This is a genomic window from Streptomyces sp. FH025, assembly GCF_017427025.1.
In the GTDB taxonomy this organism is placed as follows: Bacteria; Actinomycetota; Actinomycetes; order Streptomycetales; family Streptomycetaceae; genus Kitasatospora.
Genome location: NZ_JAFLNG010000406.1, coordinates 1 through 7,138 on the forward strand (window position 1 = coordinate 1; position 7,138 = coordinate 7,138).

Below are 7,138 nucleotides of genomic sequence, written 5' to 3' on the forward strand. Positions count from 1 at the left end.
TGCCGGCGCTCTCGTACCCGGCGCCGTACCGGTTCTCGTAGGACGGCGCGAGGCCGGATCCGTAACTGGAGGGCAGTGCCGGCGGCAGGGCGGCCGGCACGTTGATGGGTGCGATCTGGGGGACGCCGCGCTCAGCCACGAGGCTGTCGTAGATCGGCGTGCCGGAGGAGAAGGACGGAGAGGGGTAGCCGACTCCGTCGTAGGAGCGGGGCGAGGTCATGGGGCATACGGTAAGCCCACAACGAGCCTGCTGAGGAGAGCGGGAGGGTGAGCAGTTCGAGTGTTTACACAGTCTTCGCTCGCACAAAGGTTTCGAAAGTAGGAAGAACGGACATACCGGCGACCAGTTCCGGACAGCCCTGGCGCGCCGTCAGTGATCGAACAGCGCTTGGACGGGGCCGCCGCAAAACCTTGGGGTGACCGGCCGGTGGACGGCTGCGGTCCCTGCGGAGAAACTTTTGCGGGCGGGGCGTGCGCCGGCGCATTCGAGCCCCCGCCGCCGGTGCGGCGAGGGCTCGTGAATGTTTCGGGAATAAAATCCCCGTCAGCACAGGTCAGGCCGCCGCCCGACCGGGTCCGCACCGGCCGGATGAGCCCGGTCGCCCGTGTCCGTACGGCGCGTCAGCGCCGCACGGGGTCAGTGCCCGCACGGGGTCAGTGCGACTGCAGCGCCTGGGACTGTGCGGGCAGGGCGGGCCGGGCGCCGACCTCCGAGGTGCAGAAGGAGCAGCGGGTCGCGGCGGCCGGGATCGAGCTCAGGCACTCCGGGCAGTCCACCTTCGCGACCGGGGCCGGCTTCTCCTTCTCGAAGCGCGACTGCAGCTTGCCGACCGGAACCACCACGGCGAAGTAGATGACCGCGGCGGTCAGCACGAAGCCGATCGTCGCGTTGACGAACAGCCCGTACGGGAACTGGGTGCCGCCCACCTCGAAGGTCTTCTGGCTGAAGTCCCCGACCGCACCGGACGCGACCCCGACGAGCGGTGTGAGGAAGGCGCTGACGAACCCGGTGACGACGGCGGTGAAGGCCGCGCCGATCACGATGCCGACCGCGAGGTCCACCACGTTTCCGCGCAGCAGGAAGCTGCGGAATCCCTTGAACACCGGGTGACTCCAAATCCGAACGAGGAAGGGGGAGATGGGGCGGCACGACGATGCCCCGGCCGGACATCCTGCCGACCGGCCCGGGTCGAGGTCCAACCGCGTTCACCCGATCCGCGTAACCGGCCGACGGCCCGCACCCGGTGTCCCCAGACGGCCGACGGGTGTTCCGCGTACCGGCCCATCGACGGTCGGGTGGCCGGACAACTTGACGTTGTGAGCCGGTACTTGACGCGGCGTGCGGCGAAACGGAGGGCGGCGACGTGGAGCGACAGGGGTGAGACGGGGCGCACGGCGGTCGCAATCAGCGCACGACGGCGGCTCTTCAGCGCACACCGGGTGTACGGGCGCGGGCGCACGGACCACCACGAGGTTGCGCGAAGGGGCTGTACGGGGCGTGGTGCTGTGCCAAGGTCAGTCCATGTCCGACCGTACGTCGGCCGATCCGGCCGGAACCCGCCCGCGCGTCCTGCACCTGATCAGTGACTCCCGACGCGGTGGAGCCCAGAACTTCGCCCGTGACCTCCACCGGGAACTGCGCCGCCGGGGCCAGTCCTCCGCGCTGTGCGCCCTCGCCCCGCACCCGGCCGCGCTCGCCGCCCCGCCGGGCAGACGCCCCGAGTCCGGCATACGCGCCGGAACCGGTGGACGCCAGGACACCGCGGCGGGCGCCGAGGCCGGCGAACCCCTCGAACCCCGCTCCGGGGAGCCGCCCGAGGAACTCCCCGATCAGAGCCGCGACGAGGGCTCCGCCGCGGGCCCAGGCGCGGGCCCAAGCGAGGGCCTCGGCGAGGGCTCCGACCAGGGTCCCGGCGCCTCCGTCCTGCACTACGCCACCGTCCTCGGGCCCGGCCGGATGCATCCGAGCACGCTGCGGGCGCTGCGCGTCGCCGCCCGTACCGCCGACGTCGTGCTCGCCCACGGCTCGCACACCCTGGCCGCCTGCGCCCTCGCCCTGGCCGGCACCCGCACCCCCTTCGTCTACGTCTCGGTCGGCCACCCCCGCTACTGGACCGCGAACCGCCTGCGCCGGCTGCGCGGCGGCGCGCTGATGCACCGCGCGGCCGCCGTCACCACGCTCACCGACGAGGCGCGCGCGGTGCTGGAGGAACAGTTCCGGCTGCCCGAGGGAAAGGTGCGGGTGATCCCCAACTCCCGTGCCGCCGAAAGCTATCCACCCGCCGATGGCCGGGCCGACCGGCGCGCGGCCCGGCACGCCCTGGGCCTGCCCGCGGACGTCCTGCTGGTCGCCTGGATCGGAGCGATATCCCCGGAGAAGCGGCTCGACCTCGCCCTCGACGTGCTCGACCGCCTGCCCGACGTCCGGCTCGCCATCGCCGGGGACGGCCCGCTGCGCGAGGCCCTGGCCCGTCACCCGGCCGCCGCCCGTGCCCACTTCCTCGGCGCCCTGCCCGACCCGGCCCCGCTCTACCGCGCCGCCGACGCGCTGCTGCTCACCAGCGACAGCGAGGGCGTGCCCGGCGCGCTGATCGAGGCGGCGCTGGCCGGGGTGCCCGCCGTCGCCACCGACGTCGGCTGGGTGCGCGAAGTGGTCAGGGACGGCGCCACCGGCGCGCTGGTCGCCCCCGGGGACCCGCTCGCCCTGGCCGAGGCGCTGGCGAAGGTGCTCGCGGTCAACCGCGCGGGCCTCGGCGCGGCCGCCCGGTTGCACGCATTGGAGCACTTCGAGCTGGGCGCGGTGGTGGACGACTGGCAGCGACTGGTCGCCGAGGTGTGGTCCGGGGGCCCACCGACCGTGCGCTGACGGAGGGTTCGCACCGCGAGTCCTGCCGAGGGCTCGCGTTGCGCCGTCCGGGCGATTCCGGCCCGGCCGCCCGCAGCGGACTCGTCGGTAACGAACCGTCGCCAGCACACTGCCCGGTGTGAACTCGAAGTCGCTGCTGCGGTCCACCGTTCTGCTCGCCGTCGCCGCCGGGATCGTCGTGTCCCCCCTCCAGGCCGGCGCGGCGACCCACCGACACCCCGTCGAGGGCGTCCAGTTCGTCAGGCTCGACCACCCCCAGCCGGTGCGCGAGAGCGCCCGCACCGAGGCGGCCGAGTTCTTCTGGTACGACTGCGGCCACTCCCAGGCGCTCGAACAGCCTTTGCGGGCCTGGACCGAGAAGCACCGCGCCGACGTCGTGCTGCGCCGCGTCCCGGCGATCTGGCCGGGCAGCCCGGAAGAGCGCGTGCAGCGTGCCCACGCACGCCTGTACTTCACGCTGGAGCGCCTCGGCCTGGTCGAGAGCCTGCAGACCGCCGCCTTCCGCTCGATCCACAACGACGGGGCCGACGTCACCACCGAGGTCACCGCCACCAACTGGGCGGCGCGCAAAGGCGTCGACGCCCAGAAGTTCCGCGCGGCCTACGGCTCCGCCGAGGTGCGGAGGTCGGTGGACGACGCGGCCGCGCAGTTCATCCGCTACGGCGTCAACGAACTGCCGACGGTGGTCGTCCAGGGCGAGTACCGGACCTCGCCGACCAGGGCCGGCGGCGTCGAGGCGATGCCCGAGGTGCTGGACTACCTGGTGCAACAGGAGCAGTTGCAGAAGGGCTGAGCATCGCCAGACCGATGGTGTCGCGTCAGCCCGCTCCGACGCATCGTCCCGATGCGCCACACTTAACCACTCAGATGCGGTTCAATGGTTAGCATGAGTGAGCTGACGATCCCGCACGTCCACCACCGCCACGTCGAACTCGACGGTCTGCGCGTCTTCTACCGCGAGACCGGCCCGGCCGACGCCCCCGTCCTCCTGTTGCTGCACGGCTTCCCCTCCGCTTCGCACCAGTACGCCCGCCTGCTCGACGCGCTCGGCGCCCGGTACCGCCTGATAGCCCCCGACTACCCCGGTTTCGGCCACAGCGACAGCCCCGGGCCCGATGTCTTCCGGTACCGCTTCGACACCCTCGCCGACGTGGTCGAGCGCTTCTGCCTCGCCCTCGGGCTGGACCGGTTCGCGCTCTACGTCTTCGACTTCGGCGCGCCCGTCGGCCTGCGCCTGGCCACCCGCAGGCCGGAGTGGATCACGGGTCTGGTCGTCCAGAACGGCAACGCCTACGAGGAGGGGCTCTCCGAACAGGCACGGGAGTTCATCGCCCACCGGCGCGGAATCCCCGGCGCCGAGGAGGTCGCCCGCTCGATCCTCACCCTGGACGTCACCCGCGGCCAGTACGAGGGCGGCACCGCCGACCCGAGCCTGGTCGCCCCCGACGGCTGGACGCTCGACCAGCACTTCCTCGACCTTCCCTGCCGCAAGGACATCCAGGTCGAACTCGCCCTCGACTACCACTCCAACCTGGAGCTCTACCCCCGCTGGCAGGAGTGGCTGCGCGCCAACCGGCCACCCACGCTGGTGATCTGGGGGCGGAACGACCCGTTCTTCACCGAAGCGGGCGCCCGTGCCTATCTGCGCGACCTGCCCGACGCCGAACTGCACGTGCTCGACACCGGGCACTTCGCACTGGCAGAGAAGCTTCCCGAAATCGCCCCGTTGATCGACGACTTCCTCGCCCGGACACAGAAGTAGTCAGCCCGGTAGGGCCGTTCAGTCGCGGCGCAGCAGGTAGGTGACGAAGCCGAACGTCCCCCGGTATCCGTGCAGCCACTCGGTGCGGTGCCGGTCCGCGGCCTCCCGGGCGGCCGCGGCGTCCGGGTGGTCAGGGTGGTCCAGCGCCCACTCGGCCAACGAACCGGTCCAGGAGAACTCGTAGTCGTCCCACTCCTGTGCCGTGCTGACGTGCCCGTCCACCGGGGTCCAGCCGTCCGCGAGCACCCGGTCGGTGGTGGTCGCGAGGTCCGCGAAGTCCTCCGGGACCGCGCCCAGCCCGTCCAGCGCGGCCCGGGACGGCTCGCGCTCCCAGAACCCCTCGCCGACCAGCAACCGGCCGCCCGGGGCCAGGAGTTCGCGGGCGGCGGCGAGCGTCGGCAGCAGCCCGCCGAAGGCGTGGGTGGCGCCGACGCACAGCACCAGGTCGAAGGGTTCCACGGCGGTGAACTCCCGGGCGTCCCGGTGGTGCAGACCGAGCCGGCGCACGACACCGAGCGCGGTCGCGCTCTCCCGCGCCCTCGTCAGCGCCGCCGCGTCCACGTCCACTCCCACGGCCCGCCAGTCCGGACGCGGGGCCAGCGCCCGCAGCAGCCAGGCACCTTCGCCGCAGCCGAGGTCCAGCATCCGGCCGGACTCCCGACCGGCCAGCGCGCGGTCCAGCAGCCGGGCCACCGACGTGTCCGCCAGCGGCGCCGCGATCGGGTGGTGGGTGTGGGCGAGACGGGAGATCTGCTGACGGTCCATCCGAGCAGTATGGATCCGCCCGGGCCCGCGCGGCGGGGAATTCTCACACCCGCGAGTACGTCCGGCCCTTCCAGGCCGAGCCCCGGCCGCGCCAGTGCTGCACCGCCGAGTCCACCGTCATCAGCAGGTACAGCGCGGCCGTGAACGGCAGCAGCAGGACCGCTGCGGCCGGCCGTCCGTAGTACCGCACCATCGGCAGGTAGGTGCCCGCCATCAGCACCCAGGCCGCAGCGCCGGCCGCCGCCACCGGCGGCGCCCCCGCCACCAGCCCGGCCGCCGTCGCCACCGGTGGCACCAGGTACACCAGCGCCAGCCCCAGCACCGTTCCGAGCAGCAGCGGCGGCGAGTGCCTCAACTGGGCGTACGCGCTGCGCGACACCATCCGCCACAGCTGTGCCAGCCGCGGATACGGGCGGACGCTGTCCACCTCCCCGGCCAGGCCCAGCCAGATCCGACCGCCCGAGGACTTCACCGCCCGGGCCAGCGACACGTCGTCGATCACCGCCCCGCGGATCCCCGCGACCCCGCCCGCGCGCTCCAGCGCCTCCCGCCGCACCAGTGAGCAGCCTCCCGCCGCGGCCGCCGTCCGGGCGCCGGGTCGATTGCTCCGCCGGAAGGGGTACAGCTGGGCGAAGAAGTACACGAACGCCGGGACGATCAGCCGCTCCCAGCCGGTCTCCGTCCGCAGCCGGGCCATCTGCGACACCAGGTCGAGGCCGTTGCTCTCGGCGGCGGCCACCAGCTCGGCCAGCGAATCCGGGCCGTGCGCGATGTCCGCGTCCGTCAGCAGCAGGTACTCGACGTCCGGGCCGGCCAGCTCCACCCCGTGCCGCAGCGCCCAGAGCTTGCCCGTCCAGCCCGGTGGGAGCGGGGGAGGGGTGGTGACGGTCAGCTCCAGCCCGTCCATCGTCCGCAGTTCCGCCGCCAGCGCGCCGGTGCCGTCCGAGCTGTGGTCGTCCACCAGGATCACCCGCGCCCGCCCCGGGTACTTCTGCGCCAGCAGCGTCGGCAGGCTCACCGGCAGCACCGCGGCCTCGTCCCGGGCCGGCACCACGATCGTCGCCTGCGGCCAACGCACCGGCGGGCGACGCGGCGGCAGCCGTACGTCGGTGCGCCAGAACAAGCCGTGGCAGCACGCCAGCCAGAGCCAGACCAGCAGGGAGAACGCGGCGATCCACAGCAGGACGGTCACCCCGGCAGTCTCCCGCAGAACGGGCCCCGACGGGCGGATCGACTAAAGTCTTTCCCCGTGAAGATCGCACTGATGGACTCCGGAATCGGCCTGCTGGCCGCCGCCGCCGCCCTTCGGAAGCTGCGCCCGGACGTCGATCTGGTGCTCTCCTCCGACCCGGCCTCGATGCCCTGGGGGCCGCGTACCCCCGAAGAGGTCACCGAACTCGCCCTCGGCTGCTGCCGGGCGGCGGCGGCCCTGGAACCGGACGCACTGGTGATCGCCTGCAACACGGCCTCGGTCCACGCGCTCGCCACCCTGCGGGCCGAACTCGAACCCGGACTGCCGGTCATCGGCACCGTCCCGGCGATCAAGCCCGCGGCCGCGTTCGGCGGACGCGTCGCCATCTGGGCCACCCCGGCCACCACCGGCAGCGCCTACCAGCGCGGCCTGATCCGCGACTTCGGCGGCACGGCCGAGGTCACCGAGGTCGCCTGCCCGGGCCTCGCGGACGCCGTCGAGCACGGCGACGACGCCGCCATCACCGCGGCCATCGCCGACGCCGCCGCTCGTA

General features: G+C 73.1%; 8 protein-coding genes. 4 read left to right on the plus strand and 4 right to left on the minus strand.

Going from position 1 to position 7,138, the window contains the following annotated elements; genetic code table 11:
* Both J0670_RS25140 and mscL read right to left on the minus strand, forming a co-directional pair.
* Positions 1-220: DUF6643 family protein (locus tag J0670_RS25140; RefSeq protein ID WP_374223159.1), on the minus strand; the 220-nt coding region annotated here is incomplete at its 3' end.
* 434 nt (positions 221-654) lie between these two features.
* A complete protein-coding gene (gene mscL, locus J0670_RS25145; RefSeq protein ID WP_207813937.1) occupies positions 655-1,104 on the minus strand; it encodes a large conductance mechanosensitive channel protein MscL in 450 nt (149 codons plus the stop codon).
* A gap of 418 nt (positions 1,105-1,522) precedes the next feature.
* On the opposite strand from mscL, the gene J0670_RS25150 reads away from it, so the two are divergent.
* The 3 genes from J0670_RS25150 (at position 1,523) to J0670_RS25160 (ending at position 4,628) form a co-directional block, all read left to right on the plus strand.
* Complete coding sequence (locus tag J0670_RS25150) at positions 1,523-2,866, plus strand: glycosyltransferase family 4 protein (RefSeq protein WP_207813938.1); 1,344 nt, start codon at positions 1,523-1,525, stop codon at positions 2,864-2,866.
* A gap of 118 nt (positions 2,867-2,984) precedes the next feature.
* Positions 2,985-3,659 (plus strand): thiol:disulfide interchange protein DsbA/DsbL, encoded by a 675-nt coding sequence (locus J0670_RS25155; protein WP_207813939.1) that lies wholly within the window; start codon positions 2,985-2,987, stop codon positions 3,657-3,659.
* 93 nt (positions 3,660-3,752) lie between these two features.
* Positions 3,753-4,628 carry an alpha/beta fold hydrolase gene (locus J0670_RS25160; protein WP_243437487.1) on the plus strand — a complete coding sequence of 292 codons (876 nt, stop codon included), beginning with the start codon at positions 3,753-3,755 and terminating at the stop codon, positions 4,626-4,628.
* 18 nt (positions 4,629-4,646) lie between these two features.
* Here the strand turns inward: J0670_RS25160 and J0670_RS25165 are convergent, their stop codons facing one another.
* Both J0670_RS25165 and J0670_RS25170 read right to left on the minus strand, forming a co-directional pair.
* On the minus strand, positions 4,647-5,393 hold the full coding sequence (locus J0670_RS25165) for a cyclopropane-fatty-acyl-phospholipid synthase family protein (protein WP_207813941.1): 747 nt from the start codon (positions 5,391-5,393) through the stop codon (positions 4,647-4,649).
* 43 nt (positions 5,394-5,436) lie between these two features.
* A complete protein-coding gene (locus J0670_RS25170) occupies positions 5,437-6,585 on the minus strand; it encodes a glycosyltransferase (protein WP_207813942.1) in 1,149 nt (382 codons plus the stop codon).
* Positions 6,586-6,642: 57 nt separating this feature from the next.
* Between J0670_RS25170 and J0670_RS25175 the strand changes: the two genes are divergently transcribed.
* On the plus strand, positions 6,643-7,138 hold a 496-nt coding region (locus J0670_RS25175; RefSeq protein WP_207813943.1), incomplete at its 3' end, for a glutamate racemase.